The organism is Rossellomorea sp. QJM3NY_18 (genome assembly GCF_056173145.1).
This window is the reverse complement of record NZ_CM149659.1, coordinates 1,969,340-1,989,807: the sequence shown is the minus strand read 5'-3', so window position 1 is coordinate 1,989,807 and position 20,468 is coordinate 1,969,340. Positions and strand designations below refer to the sequence as shown.

Genomic DNA, 20,468 nt, shown 5'->3' with positions numbered 1-20,468 from the left:
TCGTTAGCATCCTAATATTGGAATGGGAAATCAAAAAGTGGTTTGGACAAAAGTATTTAGTTAAAATAAAATCCGAACGAGCATTCGAAATTCTTTTTTGAAGATCGAAATCGTTCGGATTTTTCATTTGGAAGTGTACATACATATTGTTACTTTTGGAGGTAGTAAGTAGTGGTTGATTTCCGCTCCAGGCGCTCGCTTTCCGCGGGGCTGGCGGTGAGCCTCCTCGGCTTCGCCTGCGGGGTCTCACCCACTGGCTTTGCACAACTTCTAAAAAAAGTAAATTCGTCTTTTGAATAAGTGGTCGTGTTAAAACATAGACCGTTCCTTTTCGCTCCAGGCACTTGCTTTCCGCGGGGAGGAAGTCGAGCCTCCTCGACGTTCCGTCTGCGGGGTCTCGACTTTTCCTCAATTCCCGCAGGAGTCAAGTGCCTTCCGCTACAATACACTCTGTGCGTCTATATTAGGACTGCTTAATGACATATAGACAAACACAAAAAAAGCTCCTATTGTAGATATGTTGAGCGTTTGTTCCCAAAAACAAACTATCTACAAAGGAGCACAAAATAACCTCATTATGATAGCTCGAAAATCAGTGATTAGTCAATGTTTATCGTTATTACCTACAAAGGATTTAGCTTGTCCTCTTCTAAATTACAATTTTAAAAAGCTTTCCATTGAACAGTTAGTCAAGGTTTTTGTGACGGCTCAATTGGATAATTGGAAATCGTATCCTGAATTTGACACTCAGATGCACGCAAATCAAAGTCTAATGAATGAGATTGGAATCAAAGGAATTAGTGGATCTCAACTAAGTAGAAGAATAAATGAATTAGATACCACCATTCTTCAAACCCTATTTTTCAACGTTCTAAATGAACTGAGGGCCTATACTCATTCACTTTCGGGTATTCCGAATATCGGAAAACTTCACATAGTTGATGCGACCCATATCAAGCTTTCCCCTGTGTTATCTGAATGGGCTTATGTCACTAAAGGGTGGAACGTCGTCAAAATGCACACCCGTTTAGTGGTGGCTTCACCGGATGTTCATTACCCAGACAAAATTGTCCCCTCAAACGGGAAAGCCTCGGATCATGAAGGGGGCGAATTCTTAATCGAATCGGATGATGCCACTTATGTGATGGACCGGGGATACATGGATAAAATCAGGATGAATCAATGGATCAAGGACAAGATTAAGTTTGTCATTCGATTAAAGAACGATATTCGGATTCAAGTAGAGGAAGAATATGAGATCCCAGAAGGGAATCGGGATCAGATCTTAAGAGATGCCAAAGTCATCTTAGGTGTAGAAAGAAAGATGGAGCCTGTACGATTGGTGGAATATAGAGATGAGAATGGAAACGTGTATAAAGTAGCGACCACAAGATGGGATTTAACACCAAGTGAAGTTGCAGACATCTACAAAAACCGATGGATCATTGAACTGTTTTTCAAATGGATCAAGCAATCCCTTCGGTTTGTAAACGTATGGAGCACCAAGCCGAAAGGCATATGGAACCAAATGTTTATCGCCATGATTGCCTATGTCCTTACCTTGATGGTGAAGTTGAAAACGCAATCTACTAAAAGCATGTTGGATATTCTTAGACATATTCGAATCTATTTCAATCGAACGTGGTCCGAATTCACGGCTGCCTTAGATTATAAGCCGAAAAAAACATCAAGAGGCAGGCAGAAAATCCCCGATAAACCTAAGATAGAAGTAGATTTTGGCACCCTCGCTCTAGTCGTCAAGACAAGAAAAAAGCAAGTCAAGAGAATGATAAAATAAACTAAATAACAAAAAATGGGAACAAATGAGCATCTTATTTGAGATTCTCTTTTTTGCCCCCACAGTAAAACTTAAATGGAAAATTTATACTTATATTGAAATTCATTTACAACTATGCAAAGCCAGTGGGTCTCACCTGTCCAGCGTTTCCCGCAGGAGCGACAGCGACGAGGAGGCTTGCCTTCCGCCCGAGGAAAGCGGAGTCTTGCACGGAAATCAAAAGCGGTGTAACAAGTGATCCTAACTATTTTTTGATTGTTCTTCTTTAAAGGAAATGGATTTAGTTATGTCCCAGCCTCCAGAAGGGTTTATTCAGATCCTTCCTTAATTAATGTTTCCATATCCTGAACGATTTCATCATAAGGAACATCACTATTGCCGCTGTATGTTTTAACGACGGTTCCTTCCTGGTTCACCAGGTAGAAGCTGGTCCCATGAATCATCTGATCGGAATTGGGGTCGTCCGCTACGATTGAACGGAAGGAATGTTCCGCAAGGTCCTTCACTTCATCGAATTCATAACCGGTCAAAAGCTCCCATTTACTTGTGTCTGCTTCGAAGTTTGATATGTACTCTTTTAATGCGTCTGGTGTATCTTTTTCCGGATCAACACTGAAGGAAACGATTTTATAATCTTTTACACCTTCTTCTTTTAACTTCTTTTGCAGCTTTGTCAAGTTGAATGTCATTGGAGGGCAAACTGTTTCGCAACTGGTAAAGATGAAATCGGCGATCCAAACTTGCCCCTTTAAATCTTTTAAGCTTACTTGTTTATTATTCTGATTCGTATAGGTAAATTCCTTCACTTCATAATCCGTTTCTGCTTGAAAGTCACTATTGCTGCAACCTGCAAGGAGTAGCCCGATGATGACCATCACCACAATGAATGTTTTGGTTTTTGACATCTTTATCTCCTCCGACTTTATCTGTCTCTCCCATTCTATGTTAGTAAAATGAGGATGGAAAAACAATTCCTCCAGAGAGGTTTCATTGTCTATTTTGTGAAACCTCTTTGAGTGGCATGGTCTTAAGTTAAAAACTGGAATTCCGTCCTGCTCCCATTTTGTGATGAAATGACTTCTAGTCGTGCATCAATTCTCTCTTTCAGCTCAGGAACATGGGAAATTAACCCTACTAAACGCCCGCTGCTTTGTATATCCATCAATGCTTCGATTGCCTGATCAAGTGATTCTGGATCGAGTGTCCCGAACCCTTCATCAATGAACATCGTCTCTAAGGATACCCCTCCTGCGTACTGCTGGACTACATCAGCAAGTCCAAGGGCTAAAGCCAGGGATGCCTTGAAGCTTTCCCCTCCGGATAATGTTTTGACATGTCTCTCCTGCCCTGTAAATTGATCAAAGACCAGGAGTTCTAAACCACTTTGTACATTTCCCTTGCTTCGGTCCGTTTTTCTAATCAACTGATACCGGCCTGAAGTCATTTTGATTAATCTCTCATTTGCGACTTGAAGAATGTCTTCAAGGAATGATGCCAGAACATATCTTTCAAATGTGATCCGGTTCGCGTTCTGACCCCTTGCAACTTCAGCTAAATGTCCGACCGTTTGATATCTTGTTTCTAAATCCCTGATCCCTTCATTTAAGGCTTTCACCCTGGTGAGGATGAGTTCATTTTCCTTTCTATTCGTCATGACCCTATTTAGTTGATCATTTACCTTTTTCAATTCATCTGTAACCTTGATGATGTCTTCTTCGATTTTTTGCAGGTCAGGCCGCTCTTTATCTTTTAAGATTTGATCAATATCTGATAGACGGTCAGTCACTGAGCGAAGATCCTCCCCGTACTTCTTCACTCTTCCTTCAAGAACCGTGACTTCCGCTTCAGACTTTTTCGCTTCCTGAAAGGCTTTATAGTGGCAGAAACCATGTTCTGTGAGAAGTGCAAGGAAAGCATTTCTTTCAGCTTTCATCTCCACATTTACATTCTCTATATGGCTCTCTTTATCTCTGACTTGAGATTCCTTTACACTATTTTGGTTCATCAGTTCATAGTACTGTTTTTGAGCCCGTTCAAAGGATGCCTTTAATTCTTTCAGTCTTTGTTTCTCTTTCTGTAAGACTTGTTCAAATTGAACTTTTGTCCTGAGTTCAAGGGGAATGGATTCCTTTACCTTTTCCAGGGTCGTATTCTTAGTGTGAAAGAGAGTAGTGAGTTCTTGGAGCATTTCTTGATTCTTCCCTCTTGCCCCTTCAAGTTCTTCAAGCTTTTCTCTACCTTTTCTAATTTCTTCCCCCATGACTCTTACCTGCTCCACTTCTTTTTTCTTCGAAGCGATGTCCGTCTTCAATGATTCGATTTCCTTCATCAGCAACGAACGTGTTTCCCGGATTTCATGCTGATTAAAGTCACGTTTCTTATCAATTATTTTCTTGCTGATATTCTCTATTTGCTCTTGAATGCTCTGTATTTTCGTTTCCTCCTGGGCAATAACCAGGCTTAATTTTTTCTCTTCCGTTTCCAATTCCTGTTGCTTAGATTTGGCAACCTTAAGGTCTTCACCGGAATGGATAGACTCTGCCTCTACGGCAGGGTTTGGATGATGTTCTGATCCGCAGACCGGACAGGGAGCATCATCAGATAATCCTTTCGCGAGCAATGACGCTTGAGCAGAATTCCACTTTCCCTCCAAAAATGCCAGCGTTTCAGACGCATCCTGAAGACGATCCTCAAGTTGACTATATCGATCCTTTAATTGATCACGCTGCGCTTTGACACGTTGAAGATTTTGTTCCAATTGATTCATATCATTTATGTGCTCCAGCAGGGAAAGTTTCTCTTGTACGTTTTTTTCAAGTTGAAATACATCTTCCTGCCCACCTTCTTCTGCTTTGACACGTACTTCCCTTTCCTTTATACCTTTTTGTAATAATGAAACCTGCTCATTCTGTTTTGTTAAAATATCCTGCTGTTTTTCGTACCTTTCTTTCAATTCACCCGTTTCGTTCGTTAACATATCTAACGAATCTATATCTTTTTCCATATTTTCAAGTTGAGTCACTCTTTTTGAAGCTTGTTCCCTGAGTTCTTCATTATTTGTTTCTTCTTCAAAAATCCTTGTTGCTGTCATTAGCTTTTCAGAGATTGTTTGTTTTTCTTCTGATAGTGTTGCTAATTGACTCTTCAGTTCACTGAGATTCCGGTTAAGTTTGTGGCAATATTCATCTTGTTGAACCAAATGGGAAGCTCTCCTGGCCAATACAATCTCGTGATCGATCGATTCGATTTCAGGCTTCAATGCTAAAAGGGATTCTTTCTGATTCTTAAGTTTCCCCTGAAGATCGTATTGATCGATCAGACTTTTAGCCTCCGCAAGATCCTTCTGAAAGGCATCCCTTTTCCCCTGAACGTTCTCATATTGTTGTCTGAGATTCCTCTCTTTCTTTTCCATTTCTTCAATGTGAGGGGACAGAAGGTGCAGAATGCGATGATCATTTAACGGATTTTCCAATAAAAGAGATTGAAGTTCTTCATTTTCTTCAAAATGAATTCTTACTAATCCCCTTGTTCGTTCTTCTATAGAGGATTCAACAGACCTTTTCAACTCGTCAGCCTCGGATTTCAATTTTTCCTGAATCGTCTTGTAAAGCTCCGTATGGAAGAGGCGTTGCAATATGAGTTCTTTATCTTTACTATCCGATGTAAGAAGTTTCCGAAACTCCCCCTGGGGAATCATAAGGATTTGTCTGAATTGATTGGCATCGAGTTGGATCAACTCTTTGATCTTCTCATCTACTTCCCTCACATTTGCCGCGAGAAGCTGTTCTTTCCCCTCTTCATCGTACACATATACTTCAGATCGGGCATTGATGGTGGTATATCCCTCCCCCCTTGCTTTCTTTTTTTCCTGCTGGGGTGAACGCCAAATACGATAGGTCCTTCCACGTAAACTGAAAAGAAGATCTACTTCTGTACTATCATCATTACTGGCAAATTGGCTTCTTAATTCTGTCGGATTTCGGTCTTCTCCGCTGGCCTTTCCATAGATCGCGTAGGAAATCCCATCGAAAATCGTTGTCTTTCCCGCCCCTGTTTTACCAGAAATCACGAACATGGTGCGGTTATCCAGCTCCCGGAAGTCAATGGTTTCCCTGCTGGCATAAGGCCCAAACGCCTGCATCACTAGTTTAAGTGGTTTCATGCATGATCAACCTCCTTTCTGGCGATATCAATCATATGACGTACCACATCTTCCTTTTCATCAGTGAATTCACTTGTCGTCATGTCCTTATAAAATTCTTTAAACAAGTCCAGTTCAGACCGTCTTTTATCCTCTAGTACTTGGAACGAATTTTTCTTTTTAGCATCGGTCAGATCCCTCTTTCGCTCAAGATGAAGCACGTTTGGGTAGACTTGTCTCAGCTGATTGATTGGATCGATTAATGTACCTTCATCATGAAGTGTGATCTTTAAATAGTCATTCACCTTCTGAGACTGATAAAAAGCCGGATCGAGCAACTCTTCCATATGCCCCTGCAGTTCCCTCATATCCTGTTTAGGCTGAAGTACCTTTTCCCGCAATTCAAAGGTTCCATTCTCCTCCATTTCAACAATGGTGACAGATTTCCTCTGAGAAGCTTCTGAAAAGGAGTATTTCAACAGAGAACCTGAATACCTGATTGTTTCATGCCTAATGGCATCGGGACTGTGAAGGTGACCGAGTGCAGTGTAATGGAATGGTCTGAATACCTCTGCCCCCACACACCCGGATCCCCCAACTGAAAGAGTCCGCTCCGAATCCGTCGTTTTTCCTCCCAATACAAATGCATGACCAACAAAAACATGTGGTTCATCAGGGTTCATCTGTTCTTCGATCCTCTTTACGATGGCTTCCATTGCTGCATGATGACTATTGATCGAGTCATCATCAAGTATTTGTCTGACTGTACCAGGCTCAGCATAAGGAACGCAGTGGAAGTTCACCCCTTTTATATGGATAGGTGTAAAATCTGCCGAAACTTTCCCCTTTAAATAAAATTGACTATGTTTGTACCATGAAGACCCAAATGACAGCCTCTCTGCACTATCATGGTTGCCTGAAACCGCTACAATCGGTGTGTCGAGCTCTACATTTATCCGGAATAACACTTCATCTAATAGCTGCACTGCATCTGTAGGAGGCACCGATCGATCATAGAGATCGCCCGCAACGACGACTGCATCAGGTTCCTCCTCTTTCACAAGTTCTATGAATTCCTCCAATATGTATCGTTGTTCTTCTGTCATATATATGCCATGCACCAATTTACCCAGGTGCCAATCTGCGGTATGAATGAATTTCACTACTGTTTTCCCCTCTCCGGACATTCTTGTTTCTAACTGAATTATATCAAACTCACAGGGTCTCCGTGTAAGAAAATCATTGATAGTGGATCGGGCACAACCCTTTTATAAATCGTCAAAAAATAGGACCACATAAAGCGGTCCCACTTCCATTATTCTTTGAGTTTCTGAGGTAGTGTTTGAATTGACGTGATGACAGCATCAAGCTTTGTCTCGATTCGATAAAGAAGATACATCGTGACCACAATCGGAAACCCTACTTCAGAAACTAGTGAAATAATCGGCTCCATTTTCTCCCTCCTCTCATCCTATATATAGGTAGTTGGGGAGAAAATGGGTACACGAACAGAAAAAAAGCGAATCCTGTACAAACCGGACTCGCTTTACCCAACTATAAGTGGTCGTAATAGACCTTTATACTTTAGTATTAACCGTTTAAATCACTGATCAAACTTGAACTTACCAGACCAGCTTCATCTAAAACTTTTTTGATTTGATTTTCTGCATCGTTCAATTTTTCATCAGCTGCTGTGAAATCTGCTTCGCCTTCTTTAGACAGTTCATCAGCTTTCATGTTATACGATTCAGCGAGTGTGGATTGGAATGATTCCACCGCTTCTTTTTGATCTCCAAGACCCTTGGGGATCTCCATGCCTTCAACTGCTTCTGCGGATGCTTTCGCTGATGCTTGAGCAGATTCCTTCAATGTTGCCAATTCGTCTCCAGCTGGAGGCTCTTCACCTGCCACCGCTTCTTCATAACCATTTAAATCAATATCAGCACCGTTAACGGTCGTTGTTAAATTCAAGTAGTAGTCCATTAATTCCCCAGTCGTATCCTTGTTCTCTTCAGTACTTGACGCCTCATCTTTCTTCTCCTTGTCAGAACCGGAGTCAGAACATCCTGCTAATACCAAAGATAAACCAAGACCTAATACCCATACTTTTTTCATGTTTGTTTCCCCTCTCTGTCTATATCTATATGTTTACGTACAGTAAGCTGCTCCACTAGGAAACGCTTACTTTGTCTATAATAAGCCGGCAAAAAGTATCTTATCATGGAGATAAACCAATGGTAAAGAAATATTTGCAGATTTCTCCAAAGTTTAAATCTTGTAAATATTTCAAATAAACAGCATTTATTCCCTTCAAATCTCTTATTCAACTGGGTCATTAGTATGAATGCCCTGTTAAAAACATTTGAACAAGTTTTCTTCCCATGGTATAACTTATATATACTTACCTTTCGGGGCTGATCGTTGAGCTGGTGCTTGCCTTAGTCTTCAAAACTTTCGGGAGGCGCGTGCCGTCTCCGCTGGGTTCGATTCCCAGGCAGTCCCGCCATTTAGAAGACCTCATCCATACATAGTAAAGAACCCTTATGTTATCCATAAGGATCCTTTTTCTCTATTTCTGCAGTGCTTCCCGTTTCTTCCTCTCTGACGCCTGAACGCCGTCAAACATTATATGAAAGGTTGTGCCCTCTCCCTGATCACTTTGCACCCGGATATCTGCTCCATGATCGCGAAGGATCCTAAGGCATATAGTAAGGCCGAGACCTGTTCCTTTCGTTTTTGTCGTGAAGAAAGGCTCTCCCAGTTTTTCCAGGGTTTCCTTCTTCATCCCTACACCCTCATCCTTAAACATCAATTGCACCTTATTATGGGAATTGAAATCAGCGTGAATGGTAATCGTTCCTCCATGAGGCATCGCTTCTATCGCATTTTTTAATAAATTGATGAAAACCTGCTTCAATTGATTTTCATCGCCGCGGATATACAGCTCTCTCTCATGAAACTCCGTTTGAATTTCGATATTATATAAGATGGCATTCGTATTCAGTAATTTCGAAACATGATCCAGTGTTTCGATGATATTAATTCGTTTATACGTAACAGATTGCGGTTTCGCAAGGATCAACAACTCGCTCAGTACAAGTTCGATCCGCTTGATTTCAGAAAAGACAATCCCTAAGTATTCCTTTGTTTTCTCATCGGCTTCATCTCTTAACAACTGCAGAAATCCATTAATTGATGTCAATGGATTTCGGACTTCATGAGCAATCCCTGCAGCTAATTGCCCGGCAACTGAAAGTTTTTGAGATTCAATAGCCAGGGTTTCATTCATTTCCATCAATTCTTCCTCATTATGTACCCTTTCGGTAATATCTGAAATGGTACCCACTGTACCCAGCAACTCACCATTCCCATTATAGTTCAGCTTAATATTGACCTCTCCCCAACGAAACTGACCATCCCTTTTTTGGTAGGGGATATCCATCCTTGTTTTCTCCCTATGTAAATCGATGCTTTGCCTTACCAGTCGGAGGATTTCATGACGTTCATGGAGGGAAATGAAATGGAGGGCTTTCTTATGCAGGCTTTCTTTGACCGTATATCCCGTAAATTCTTCCCAGGATTGATTGAGGAATTGAAATTCCCCCTTGGCATTTGTGTGAAAAACCACCTCATCAATACTTTGGAGGACGTGTTGCATTTCTTCATTAAGCAGCTTAACCCTTTCTTCACTTGTTCTGAGGGCTGCCAACGAACTATGGCTGATATCATAACTTTTCCCCATATAATAGCTGATGAAAAGTATCAATAGAGTGAAAACCATATCCACCCTTAAATCCACCGGATAATGGAGAACAAAGTAATAAATAAAATCCCATGTAATAACTAATAAAAGTCCAGTAAGTAATGATACGATCCTGCCTGTGAATTTCATCATGCGAGCCTCCTATTTGCACAAGCTTAAAAACAATCGAAATAGAAAGAATTTTCACGATATTTGTTATTTATTAGTATATCATTTCTAATTAATAACAGTATAGAGTCTTTTATAAAAACGATGATATTCTTGTCAGGGACAAAGTCCTTGTCTATAATTGAATAGGATATGCTTTTAAACTGAGGTGAAAAATATGCTAGAAGGTTGGTTCTTATATTTTATCCTTTTTTGGGTCGTTTTTTTAGTGGCTTCGTTTGCGATCGGTGGATTCTTCATGTTCCGGAAATTCTTAAAGAGGTTCCCAAAGGAAGATGGTAAATCTGACTTGGATTGGGAGGAACATTATGTGAACGAAACCATCCATCTTTGGGGTGAAGACGAAAAGAAAATGCTGAATGAGCTGGTTACCCCGGTTCCAGAATTATTCAGGGATGTTGCAAAACAGAAAATCGCCGGAAAAATTGGTGAATTGGCTTTAAAAGAAAGAGCTGGAGCCATAACGAAAGAATTAGTCATCAGAGGATATATTTTGGCGACTCCAAAGCGAGATCATAAATTTCTGAGAAAAAAACTTGATGAAATGCAGATAGAAGTTACACCCTATGAACATTTATTTTAATAAAACAGGCAGGGAATAGAATGGGCTGGATACTTGTCATTCCAATTGTATTATATGTAATCTTTATTGTCGGGGCTGCTATTTTATACGTAAAATGGAAGAATGCAAAAAAAGGTAAACGTTAACCGTTTACCTTTTTTATATAGGCACTTAATCAATGGGATCTTCTGCTTTGCCAAAGCGAATGACGTCGAGAATCGCTTGGCCGTCACTCGGTTTTCCGTCTCCGTTCCTATAAGGAAACAACGAGAAAAAGATGAAGTAAACCGAGAAATACACAAATTGATAGAAAAAGATGTGCACAGGTATCACACCTTCATAAATCAGAAAGTTAATGAATAGTATCGCCACCAGGTTGAATAAACTGCCTGATAAATAGATCAGGACATGCACCCATACCTTGTTGTACTTCAATTCCCGATATTGACACCATCCCTCCATAAAGTACATTCTCTTCACTTCCAAAGGACCAATATTTATCAGGTGTTTACCGGTTCCAATGGCAAACTTTATCTTCGCACCAAATATTCGTGCAATCAATATATGACCCAATTCGTGTAAAATGGTGACTAATGGCAATGTAAGAAAGAAGGCCAGGAAAAAAGTCCAGATATCTGCTAATGTAAACAATCGTAATCCCACCAGTATCATTTATTATTCATTCATCTTCTCCCTCTTTGCCCTAAAAGATTTACTCTTATGCATATTCGTATGCATTGTCATAAAACTGTCACCTTTCAGTAAGATTTACAAAATAAAAAAGCAGGGCGTGTCTCCCTGCTTTTTAACGGTGCATTAAATTGAATTCGTCGTTAAGTCCTGATTTTCCTGATGCAGCTTTCTATATTGAAAATACATGGTTATCCTCCATGGAACGATCATGCCAAAAGCTAGTATCCAGAACATCCCGCTCAGTTCTCCGTAATCAATTGAAGTACTTAGGATCGACTTTGCTACAATTCGAATTAACAGAAGGCCGATCAAAATGAAGGCAAACGCTTTAGAACGCTTTAAATAAATATCATTTTCACGAATCTCAAACTTGGATGTCTTGATTAACAACAGAGAGAATACCATCCCGACAGTAATCGCCTCTAAAAACTCACTCACATTGACCCGAAAGACAGGAAATAAGAACATCAACGCACCCGTACTCATAAAGAGAGGGGGTAAAATAATCTTCTTACCGCTTACCGGCCTTTTCTGAGCCTTCATCCTGATAAATATCACCATAAATCCCATGCAAATCGCTACAATGGATGAAGCAATCATCATAAAGCATCATCATCCTTTTATAATCTACTTTCATACCTTTCCTTATTATAGCCCAAATGCAGGAAAAACGAAAACAGAAAAAAGAGAGAATGAATGGAAGATTCAATCTCTCTCGGTTTATCAGCCTAACACCCTTTTGATGGCTTCGTCTACACGCACTTCGTCAAATGGTTTAACTATGAAGTCCTTCGCTCCGGCTTCAATTGCTTCCACTACCACCTTTTGTTGTCCCATCGCCGAACACATAATAATCTTGGCCTGAGGGAATTCGGTAAGAATCTTCTTAACTGCCTCAATTCCATTCATGTCCGGCATGGTGATATCCATCGTCACCAGGTCAGGGTGAAGCTCACGATACTTCTCCACGGCAATAAGTCCATTCTCAGCTTCCCCAACGACTTCATGCCCGCTGGATGAAAGCATGTTTCCAAGAGTCAATCTCATAAATTTCGCATCATCCACTACAAGAATCGTTGCCACAGATGTTTCCTCCTCGTATACACTATCGATGTCTATTGAGTCTATTTACCTATTTAATCCAATTAAACTATACCATAAATCGTAATATTTATTCAATTTATTCTTTTAATTACTGCCTAAAATTGATTAAAATCCTTGAAAGCCTCCGAATAGCGTCGTAAAGTAAGCAAGAATGACCGTCATCCAATCAAAGAACAGCATGATTCCTACAGCAATCATGACATATCCACCTACTTTCACAATTCTTCCACTGTTCTTTCTGATCCACTGCATTCTTCCAATGAAGAATGACAGAATGAAGAAAGGAATGCCAAAGCCTAATACGTATGCTGTCATGTACATGACACCTGAACCAGGATTCGTTGCGGCAAGCGCAAGAACTGAAGCAAGGATCGGACCTGTACAGGGAGTCCACCCTGCGGCGAATGCCATTCCGATCAAAATGGAACCGATAAAGCCCGCAGGTCTATTCTTGAATTCAATTCTGCGATCCTTCATCAAGGATTCCGGAGTGAACACACCAATGACAACCAGGCCAAATATAACAATAAAAATTGCCCCAAGCTGTCTAATAAGATCTTTATAATTTAAAAAGAAGTTTCCAATAAAGGAAGCCCCAAAACCAATCGCGATAAAAATGGCTGAGAAACCAACTAAGAAGAATAATGTATGCAGTAAACTTCTTCTCTGCAACATGGCATTATCCGTTTTCAATTCATTGACACTCATCCCGGTTATGTATGAAAGAAAGGCGGGATATAAAGGTAAGCAGCATGGGGATATGAAGCTTAGGAATCCTGCCCCGAAGGCTAAAAAAATATTAATATCAGACATTTCCACATCTCCTACAATTCAGTATATATATCTATTCTATCAAACAATGCTACAAACTATGAGGGATGTTTATGTGAAAGATTTGTGACTATCTTATTACAATCACCTTTTACTCTTTCATTTGTATTAAAGTCTCTTTTCTTTTTTAAAATCCGATAATTTTACTTTGAAAAAATAGGCTATTTTCGTTATACTAATAAAAAGTTACAGTTATTACTAGTTTTGTATTCCACTTGTCAGGACATACAAAAGAAAGGAAACAGCCGTGTCTAAAAAAGAGCTTCTCGAACGAATTGAAAAAAAGCGTACTCAATTAATTGATATTGTTGCTGAAAATGGACTGACGTCACCTCAAGCTATTCAATTTAGTCAGGAACTTGATCGTCTGTTAAATAGCTACAACTCACAATACATAAAAAAATGCTACACACCCCAAATGAGCTGAACTAAACCTTTCATCCAAATAAACAATACTAATATAATGCTAAATATGAACAGGGAGACCCGAATAAAGGGTCTCCCTGTTGCATGATTATATTACCAAAGAATAGGAATGGATCCTGAAGCACCAGCCCCATCTTCTTTCGAAGTTCTGCCATTGGATAGATTTTGGCAAAAGAACTATATTAAAAGAACCTCTCTAATCATGATTAGAGAAGCTCTTTCATATAGAAATATTTTAATGTATTTGTACAAATGGTTCCTGGTCCACTTCTTTGACGATGGTGGCTTTGAGACCTTTAGGGGTTTTCACATAAAGGTAAACCGGTGTATGAGGGAAGTAATCGACGATTTCAGGACCAATCGCCTGTGCAAACCCAATTAATTCGGTTTCTTTCACCATGCCTGTATGTACATCGATGACCAATTTATTTAGCGTATCCTTTTTATACAATCCTTTACCCACAAATTCAATATCCTGATGAGAGAAATACTTTGACACATAATCTTCAAGATCCCGGATCCGGTTATATAAATCCCGGTCCTTCTCTTCTCCTTCATCACTAGGGAAGTAATAATATTTGTCGGATACATCATCCCACTTTTTGATTTTCCTATCATTCTCATCTAAATAGGTTGTGGCGATATAGTTACCTGAAACAACGCTGTTTAAAGGTTGTAGTTTGTAAATCGAAATCATAATGGGTACATTTTTCAATTCTTTATTTGCCCTTACACGACGGGCCACTGTTCCAGCTACTTTTTTCCCGTATTCTTCCATCATTTTTTCGTTAATGTTCGCTTCGTCAAAATGCATAAGCTTCTTATCATCTTCCACCCTGATATAATCGATGGAGTTCATCGCAAGACCAAGGGAAATTCCCTTGATATTCCCTTCTGCGTCTACATAATTCTGCTCATGAATATAAGCAAGGTACATTGGGTTTTTCTTTTCCAGCTCCATCTGTTGTTCCCATGACATATCATCGGTAATCTCCAATTCAGGGTTAAGACCTGCCTTATTGGATTTAGACTTTCTCCCTAACCATGAGCTTAGATTCTTTAAATACTGCCCTTCCTGGTAGACATACTTTTCAGGAGAAAAATGTTCAGTGGATAAGGACATAAGGCCCGTCTCAATTTCATCCATATCACTGCGGTTATTGATAGTCATTGTAATAAGACCGCGATTTACCGACTTTTTTTCTTTGTTTACTTTATAATTTAAATATTCACGTGCATCACTTGCTGCACTATTTTGAATTTCAAGCGTTTCTTCATCTATCACTTCTTGAGGCTTATTGCTGCATCCGGCAATAAGAATCAAAAGGGACAGAGATACAATCATCCATTTTTTCATATGACTCCCTCCGGACTATATTTTATCATACATTACATTTCAATCAGCCTGATAATCTTTAAGTTTTTATGAATTCACGAAAATAATCCCATTATCCTACCTAATCTTATAAAATCATCTGTACACACCCTCATATCAGGATGCCCCAACAATAGAAAAAGCACTCATCACCTGAGTGCTTCCATCTATTACTTCATGTTCTTATTCATTGCATTCATCATCTGATTGATTTTCTTCTGGGATGGTTTTTGCCCCATTTGCATCATCATCATGCGTAACATTTGCTCGTTAATTGGTGGATTTTTCTTAAGATAGCTCATCATATATTTACGAGCAATGAAAAATCCTAGTGCTACTCCGGCAAGTAATGCCAGAACGCCTACTAGAATAAGTAATCCAGTCGTTCCCATACTCTTACTTCCTCCTTCATGTTGTCCTTTTAAAAGTGTACTAAACCCTGAAACATTATACAATATTTTGGTCGAAATTTCATATTAATATATAAACTTTCTTTGTTTTATTGGTTTTAACCAGCCAAAACGTTCATTTTTGATATCCATTGCCAATAACTGACCCATATTCCTTCGTAAAATTTCAAAAAAGATATATTCAGATTCATCGTGTCCCCAGGCATTCAAAGACATTGACTTTTCATTCAGAACGAGTGTCGCGCCTGATTCTTCTTTTTCGATTGTCGCCACGGAGTTTATCCAGGCTGCCCCTTTAACCTTCGTGATTTCGTGCTGAAGGAGTCTTTGTGTAGGAAGGTATGGAATCGGTTTCGTAATGTAATCTACTTGTTTCGAGACGATTTCGTGAAGATCACCTGTACTCGCTTCCCAATCAGAAAACAATTGATAGAACATTCTTTCACGACCATAGTAGTGTTGAACAAACAACTCTTCAATCCAATAGATTTGATAATTTCGCACCTTTACTCCCTCCTACCTTTCTTTCATATAGTATAAATCAACTAGAAGGGAGTCATTGTCATAAATTGTTGAAAATCTGCACTAGTTTTGTCGAACCTATTCTATCTCTTCTGAATATTAAGGGACGGAACGAAGTATTTATACGTTACTTGTTCTATACCCAATCTCTTCCACCCTTACTCCTATTGTGTTCACCCAAAAGAAAAAGGCCAACTCCTTAGAGGGTGTAAGGAGCCGACCTTTTCCATTCACGATTATTGAAGTAAAGCTTTGATTCTAGATACCACATTTTCAGAAGTGAAACCATATTCTTCCATTACCTTCGCTCCTGGGGCAGATGCACCATAACCATTGATTGCCAGGATGTCACCTTCATCGCCAACGTAGCGATCCCAGCCCATCGGAGAGCCCATTTCGATAGCCAGGCGTTTTTTCACGCTCTTAGGCAGGATGGATTCTTTGTATTCTTTTGATTGCTTTTCGAAACGATCCCAAGATGGCATGCTCACAACTGAAACACTGATGCCGTCTTTTTCAAGTGCATTTTGCGCATCTACCGCAAGATGCACTTCAGAACCAGTTGCAATCAACAAGGCATCAGGCTGTTCTTTACCCGAAGCTGAGACAACATATGCTCCTTTGTTAACCCCGTTATAAGCTTTATCAGCCGTACCTTTAAGCGTTGGAAGATCCTGACGGGATAGAACCAGCATCGTAGGCTGATCTTTAGATTCTAACGATAATCTCCAGGCGGCAGCCACTTCATTACCGTCACCAGGTCGAATGACTGACAGGTTAGGCATTGCACGCAGGGATGCAAGCTGTTCAATAGGTTCATGGGTAGGTCCGTCTTCTCCCACAGCGATACTATCATGTGTGAATACATACGTAACAGGTAAGCCCATTATCGCCGCCAAACGGATAGCAGGTCTTAAATAGTCACTGAATACAAAGAATGTCCCACCGAATACATGAAGCCCTCCGTGCAGTGCCATACCATTCATGGCACCACCCATACCGAATTCCCGGACTCCGAACCAGATATTGCGGCCTTCATAAGATTCAGGCATGAAATCTTTCTCATCTTTAATCATCGTTTTGTTTGATCCTGCCAAGTCAGCGGAACCACCGATGAATGAAGGGAGGTTTTGAGCAATGGCATTCAACACTTCCCCTGAAGAAGCCCGGCTTGCCAATGCTTTTCCTTCTTCATATACCGGGATGTCCTTATCCCATCCTTGAGGGAGTTCGCCTTTGATCGCCGCTTCTAATTGAGTGGCTAGTTCAGGGTGTTCCTCTTTGTATTTAATGAATTGGTTGGCCCAATCTTGTTCTTTCTCAGAGCCAGCTTGTTGGATCTTTTCCTCAAAGCGGCTATATACCTCATCAGGCACGTGGAAATCCTGATCGAATGTCCACTTGTACGCTTCTTTCGTAAGCTTCATTTCATCTTCACCCAGAGGTGCACCATGAACAGCAGATTTACCTGATTTATTCGGAGCTCCGTACCCAATGACTGTCTTAACTTCAATCATTGTCGGGCGGGATGTATCCCCTTGACCTTCTTCAATCGCTTTGGAAATTTCGTCAAGATCATTTCCATCCTCAACACGAATATACTGCCATCCGTATGATTCAAATCGTCCCTTAACACTCTCAGAGAATGACTTATCCAACTCTCCGTCAAGTGAAATATCATTGGAATCATAAAGAACAACAAGGCGTCCTAATTTGAGATGTGCAGCCAATGAAGCAGCTTCAGAGGAAACACCTTCCATTAAGTCCCCATCTCCACAAATGGAGTATGTAAAGTGATCGACCATATTATATTGGTCTTTGTTATATGTAGTGGCCAGATGTCTTTCAGCTAATGCCATACCAACTGCCATTGCAATCCCCTGTCCGAGCGGGCCAGTCGTTGCTTCTACACCAGAGGTATGCTTGTACTCCGGATGTCCTGGAGTCTTACTTCCCCATTGGCGGAAATTTTTAAGATCACCCATTGAAACATCATAACCAGAAAGATGGAGTAGGCTGTACAACAGCATCGAACCGTGTCCCGCAGATAAGACAAAACGGTCGCGGTTGAACCATTCTGGATTTTTAGGATTATGATTCATGAACCTTGTCCAAAGTGCATACGCCATTGGAGCTGCCCCCATAGGCATTCCCGGGTGCCCGGAACCTGCTTTTTCAATCGCATCGATTGATAATGTACGAATTGTATTAATTGCTAATTGATCTGTTTTATCAAACATATGTCAGACATCCTTCCTTTTAATGTACCTTATTAATATTAATCTTCTTTGATAGTTTATACAACTATCTTGAATGATAACATGACTTTATGATCGTTGAAAATAAAAACCCTTCAAATCCTATAAGGGAGGAAAATGAATCAAAAAACTTCCAGGACCTATCAAAATTGGCCTGGAAGTTTTTTGATTAATGCATTTTTTTCTTATTCTGTATATCTTGGATCTTTTTAGGTGTTACTTCATTTCCTTCCGGATCAAAGATTCTTGTATTTTCAATTGTGCCTTTCATCGATTGACGGAACGTTTCTAGATATTCTTTTCTAAGTTTGGTCTGTTCTTTCGCTTCCTGCTCAGTTAGTCCGCTACTTTTGGACTTTTTGGCAAGTTCGTTGATTCTATTCATTTTTGATTTTGAAAGCATCTATAAAAACTCCTTTATTGCATAGTTTGCAAACTCTAAAACATTCTAAAAGCAGTGTATTACACTACCGTCATGTTACTAGAATAAAGGGTATAAAACAAGGGTTATGCATGATCAAGGGACACCATATATTCCTTGAAGCGTCTATGTACCGTAGCTTTGGATACATCGTATCCAAATCCCCTAAGAGTAGCTGCAATCTCAGCGAAGGTTAATTCATTTTTCCTTAATCGCACGATTTCTTCGACCGGCACCTCAATGCGTTCCCTTCCTTCCACATTTCCTTTGTTTTTTAAATTTTTATGAGGCTGAAAGCCATTTTCCACAGCCCGCTTCATACCCCGCTTAATTTTAAGGTTATGAAGTTTACGTTGATATTCCTCCACCATACTGACAATGTTGATGACCATAGAATCGGATTCGGATAAGTGTAATTCTCCACTATGAGTCTGACTGATGATTTTCACTTCCTCTTTTAACAGACAGTGAATAAGGGCGATCTTGGCATTTCCCCTGCCGATTCTTGTCTCGTCCTGGATAAGCACAGCCTCAATTGATTTATCTCTGACCAGGTCCAAAAGTTCCAAAACACCTGGACGGTCCAATTCAAATCCGCTCGCCTGATCCCTGATGACCGCATTTACTTCATAATGATGTTCGTTCGCCAATTTAACCAGTTCTTCTTCCTGCCGTTCCAATGATGTTTCCTGTGTGTTTTTCTTAGTACTTACCCTGCAGTATATGACTGCTTTCATCTTCTATCCCTCTATTCTTTGTTCATGACCAGTTCGAAATCTGATTGAGATGATATTGTTGGATTTTCAATAGGTAACACAAGTGATTCACCAGGTTTGATGGCAAAAGAGGTCAATTCGTTCTCTTCGCCAACCCAGGCGATAAAATCTTCCACTGTCATAGAATATTCTTCATTATACTGTTTGGCAATAGTCCAAAGAGTATCACCCTCCTCTACTGTGATACTTTGGTAGGAAGGTTGATCAGTCATATTGATTAATAAATAGCAAGCTGCTGAAAGGACTAAAACAAATAATATAATAATGTAAGAGAATCGATTCCAAATATGTGTTAACATAAAATTACCCCCATACGAATGTTTGTTCTGTTTTGTGTTTTCATTGTAATACGAACACTCGTTTGGTGTCAACAAAATTCGAACTTATGTTTGTATCAATAGTGGTGACATGCTATAATGGGAACATAAGATCTATAATAGAGGTGCGTGAACATGACAAAATTGTCGAAGAGACAGCAGGACATACTACAATATATTAAAGTTGCAGTCAGAGAAAAAGGGTATCCCCCTTCCGTACGTGAAATCGGGGAAGCTGTCGGTCTTGCTTCCAGTTCCACTGTACACGGACATTTAGCGAGGCTTGAAAGTAAAGGTCTGATCCGTCGTGATCCGACTAAACCGAGAGCGATAGAAATTCTGGACCTTGAAGAAGATACGATACCGCGACAACGTGTAGTAAACGTCCCTTTAATCGGTAAAGTCACAGCAGGTCAACCGATAACGGCTGTTGAAAATGTGGAAGAATTTTTCCCTCTGCCCGAGCGGATGGCCCCTTCGGATGAGCAGGTCTTCATGCTTGAAATCATGGGTGACAGTATGATCGAAGCCGGCATATTGGATGGGGATTTTGTCATTGTTCGCCAGCAGCAGACAGCGAACAACGGAGATATCGTCGTTGCCATGACCGATGAAGATGAAGCAACGGTCAAACGTTTCTTTAAAGAAAAGGATTATGTGCGTCTGCAGCCAGAGAACTCAACAATGGAACCAATCATTTTACGGAACGTCTCCATTTTAGGTAAAGTGGTTGGTGTGTATCGTCAAGTTCATTGATAGTGGCATTCGGTATGCTTAGGGCATGCCAGAAACTATTATCAGCCGGTTATCATAATAATGAAAAAAAGCCTGAGGTTGGAAGTCGAAACATTCCATCCCCAGGCTTTTTTTGATATCGTTTCCTTCCCTGATTCCCTTCTTCCC

21 protein-coding genes and 1 tRNA gene are annotated in these 20,468 nt (G+C 40.2%); 5 read left to right on the top strand and 17 right to left on the bottom strand.

Translation table 11 applies throughout. The features are described from left to right. Positions 1-595 precede the first annotated feature (595 nt). Entirely contained in the window at positions 596-1,798 is a 1,203-nt protein-coding gene (locus tag AC0VXY_RS10115) for an IS4 family transposase (RefSeq protein WP_435991858.1), read from the top strand. 308 nt (positions 1,799-2,106) lie between these two features. Here the strand turns inward: AC0VXY_RS10115 and AC0VXY_RS10110 are convergent, their stop codons facing one another. The 5 genes from AC0VXY_RS10110 to AC0VXY_RS10090 all read right to left on the bottom strand — a co-directional run bounded on the left by AC0VXY_RS10110 (position 2,107) and on the right by AC0VXY_RS10090 (position 8,054). Continuing rightward, positions 2,107-2,703: an SCO family protein gene (locus AC0VXY_RS10110; RefSeq protein ID WP_435991073.1), complete on the bottom strand. Its 597-nt coding sequence runs from the start codon at positions 2,701-2,703 to the stop codon at positions 2,107-2,109. 122 nt (positions 2,704-2,825) lie between these two features. Further along, positions 2,826-5,960 (bottom strand): AAA family ATPase, encoded by a 3,135-nt coding sequence (locus tag AC0VXY_RS10105; protein ID WP_475527666.1) that lies wholly within the window; start codon positions 5,958-5,960, stop codon positions 2,826-2,828. Beyond that, positions 5,957-7,102, bottom strand: a complete 1,146-nt coding sequence (locus AC0VXY_RS10100) for an exonuclease SbcCD subunit D (protein ID WP_435991077.1) — start codon at positions 7,100-7,102, stop codon at positions 5,957-5,959. The genes AC0VXY_RS10105 and AC0VXY_RS10100 overlap by 4 nt, the downstream gene beginning before the upstream one ends. 152 nt (positions 7,103-7,254) lie before the next feature. Continuing rightward, positions 7,255-7,392 carry a YvrJ family protein gene (locus tag AC0VXY_RS10095; RefSeq protein ID WP_475527665.1) on the bottom strand — a complete coding sequence of 46 codons (138 nt, stop codon included), beginning with the start codon at positions 7,390-7,392 and terminating at the stop codon, positions 7,255-7,257. 137 nt (positions 7,393-7,529) lie between these two features. Next, positions 7,530-8,054, bottom strand: coding sequence for a hypothetical protein (locus tag AC0VXY_RS10090; RefSeq protein ID WP_475527664.1), 525 nt, complete (start codon positions 8,052-8,054; stop codon positions 7,530-7,532). A 295-nt stretch (positions 8,055-8,349) separates the two neighbouring features. On the opposite strand from AC0VXY_RS10090, the gene AC0VXY_RS10085 reads away from it, so the two are divergent. Next, positions 8,350-8,445 (top strand) — tRNA-Sec (locus AC0VXY_RS10085). Positions 8,446-8,508: 63 nt separating this feature from the next. Here AC0VXY_RS10085 and AC0VXY_RS10080 read toward each other — a convergent pair. After that, positions 8,509-9,834 carry an ATP-binding protein gene (locus AC0VXY_RS10080; RefSeq protein WP_435991084.1) on the bottom strand — a complete coding sequence of 442 codons (1,326 nt, stop codon included), beginning with the start codon at positions 9,832-9,834 and terminating at the stop codon, positions 8,509-8,511. A gap of 193 nt (positions 9,835-10,027) precedes the next feature. On the opposite strand from AC0VXY_RS10080, the gene AC0VXY_RS10075 reads away from it, so the two are divergent. Next, entirely contained in the window at positions 10,028-10,453 is a 426-nt protein-coding gene (locus AC0VXY_RS10075; RefSeq protein WP_435991086.1) for a DUF2621 domain-containing protein, read from the top strand. A gap of 150 nt (positions 10,454-10,603) precedes the next feature. Here the strand turns inward: AC0VXY_RS10075 and AC0VXY_RS10070 are convergent, their stop codons facing one another. The 4 genes from AC0VXY_RS10070 to AC0VXY_RS10055 form a co-directional block, all read right to left on the bottom strand. Further along, complete coding sequence (locus tag AC0VXY_RS10070) at positions 10,604-11,095, bottom strand: site-2 protease family protein (protein ID WP_475527663.1); 492 nt, start codon at positions 11,093-11,095, stop codon at positions 10,604-10,606. A 153-nt stretch (positions 11,096-11,248) separates the two neighbouring features. Next, positions 11,249-11,728, bottom strand: coding sequence for a CcdC family protein (locus AC0VXY_RS10065; protein WP_034759886.1), 480 nt, complete (start codon positions 11,726-11,728; stop codon positions 11,249-11,251). Between the two features lie 120 nt (positions 11,729-11,848). Then, positions 11,849-12,208 carry a response regulator gene (locus tag AC0VXY_RS10060; RefSeq protein WP_435991090.1) on the bottom strand — a complete coding sequence of 120 codons (360 nt, stop codon included), beginning with the start codon at positions 12,206-12,208 and terminating at the stop codon, positions 11,849-11,851. Positions 12,209-12,334: 126 nt separating this feature from the next. Beyond that, on the bottom strand, positions 12,335-13,042 hold the full coding sequence (locus tag AC0VXY_RS10055) for a cytochrome c biogenesis CcdA family protein (RefSeq protein ID WP_435991092.1): 708 nt from the start codon (positions 13,040-13,042) through the stop codon (positions 12,335-12,337). Between the two features lie 265 nt (positions 13,043-13,307). On the opposite strand from AC0VXY_RS10055, the gene AC0VXY_RS10050 reads away from it, so the two are divergent. After that, positions 13,308-13,487: a Spo0E family sporulation regulatory protein-aspartic acid phosphatase gene (locus AC0VXY_RS10050; RefSeq protein WP_435991095.1), complete on the top strand. Its 180-nt coding sequence runs from the start codon at positions 13,308-13,310 to the stop codon at positions 13,485-13,487. Between the two features lie 234 nt (positions 13,488-13,721). Here AC0VXY_RS10050 and AC0VXY_RS10045 read toward each other — a convergent pair whose 3' ends face one another. The 7 genes from AC0VXY_RS10045 to yneA all read right to left on the bottom strand — a co-directional run bounded on the left by AC0VXY_RS10045 (position 13,722) and on the right by yneA (position 19,547). After that, positions 13,722-14,843 (bottom strand): CamS family sex pheromone protein, encoded by a 1,122-nt coding sequence (locus AC0VXY_RS10045; protein WP_435991097.1) that lies wholly within the window; start codon positions 14,841-14,843, stop codon positions 13,722-13,724. A 188-nt stretch (positions 14,844-15,031) separates the two neighbouring features. Further along, positions 15,032-15,253 (bottom strand): YneF family protein, encoded by a 222-nt coding sequence (locus tag AC0VXY_RS10040; RefSeq protein WP_034759902.1) that lies wholly within the window; start codon positions 15,251-15,253, stop codon positions 15,032-15,034. 84 nt (positions 15,254-15,337) lie between these two features. Beyond that, entirely contained in the window at positions 15,338-15,775 is a 438-nt protein-coding gene (gene sirA, locus AC0VXY_RS10035; RefSeq protein WP_475527662.1) for a sporulation inhibitor of replication protein SirA, read from the bottom strand. A 254-nt stretch (positions 15,776-16,029) separates the two neighbouring features. Beyond that, positions 16,030-18,033, bottom strand: coding sequence for a transketolase (gene tkt / locus AC0VXY_RS10030; RefSeq protein ID WP_475527661.1), 2,004 nt, complete (start codon positions 18,031-18,033; stop codon positions 16,030-16,032). A 187-nt stretch (positions 18,034-18,220) separates the two neighbouring features. Beyond that, a complete protein-coding gene (locus AC0VXY_RS10025) occupies positions 18,221-18,454 on the bottom strand; it encodes a DUF896 domain-containing protein (RefSeq protein WP_435991103.1) in 234 nt (77 codons plus the stop codon). Between the two features lie 104 nt (positions 18,455-18,558). Then, on the bottom strand, positions 18,559-19,209 hold the full coding sequence (locus AC0VXY_RS10020; protein ID WP_435991105.1) for a YneB family resolvase-like protein: 651 nt from the start codon (positions 19,207-19,209) through the stop codon (positions 18,559-18,561). Between the two features lie 11 nt (positions 19,210-19,220). Then, complete coding sequence (yneA, locus tag AC0VXY_RS10015; RefSeq protein ID WP_475527660.1) at positions 19,221-19,547, bottom strand: cell division suppressor protein YneA; 327 nt, start codon at positions 19,545-19,547, stop codon at positions 19,221-19,223. A gap of 153 nt (positions 19,548-19,700) precedes the next feature. Between yneA and lexA the strand changes: the two genes are divergently transcribed. Continuing rightward, positions 19,701-20,321, top strand: a complete 621-nt coding sequence (gene lexA, locus AC0VXY_RS10010) for a transcriptional repressor LexA (RefSeq protein WP_034759911.1) — start codon at positions 19,701-19,703, stop codon at positions 20,319-20,321. Positions 20,322-20,468 lie beyond the last annotated feature (147 nt).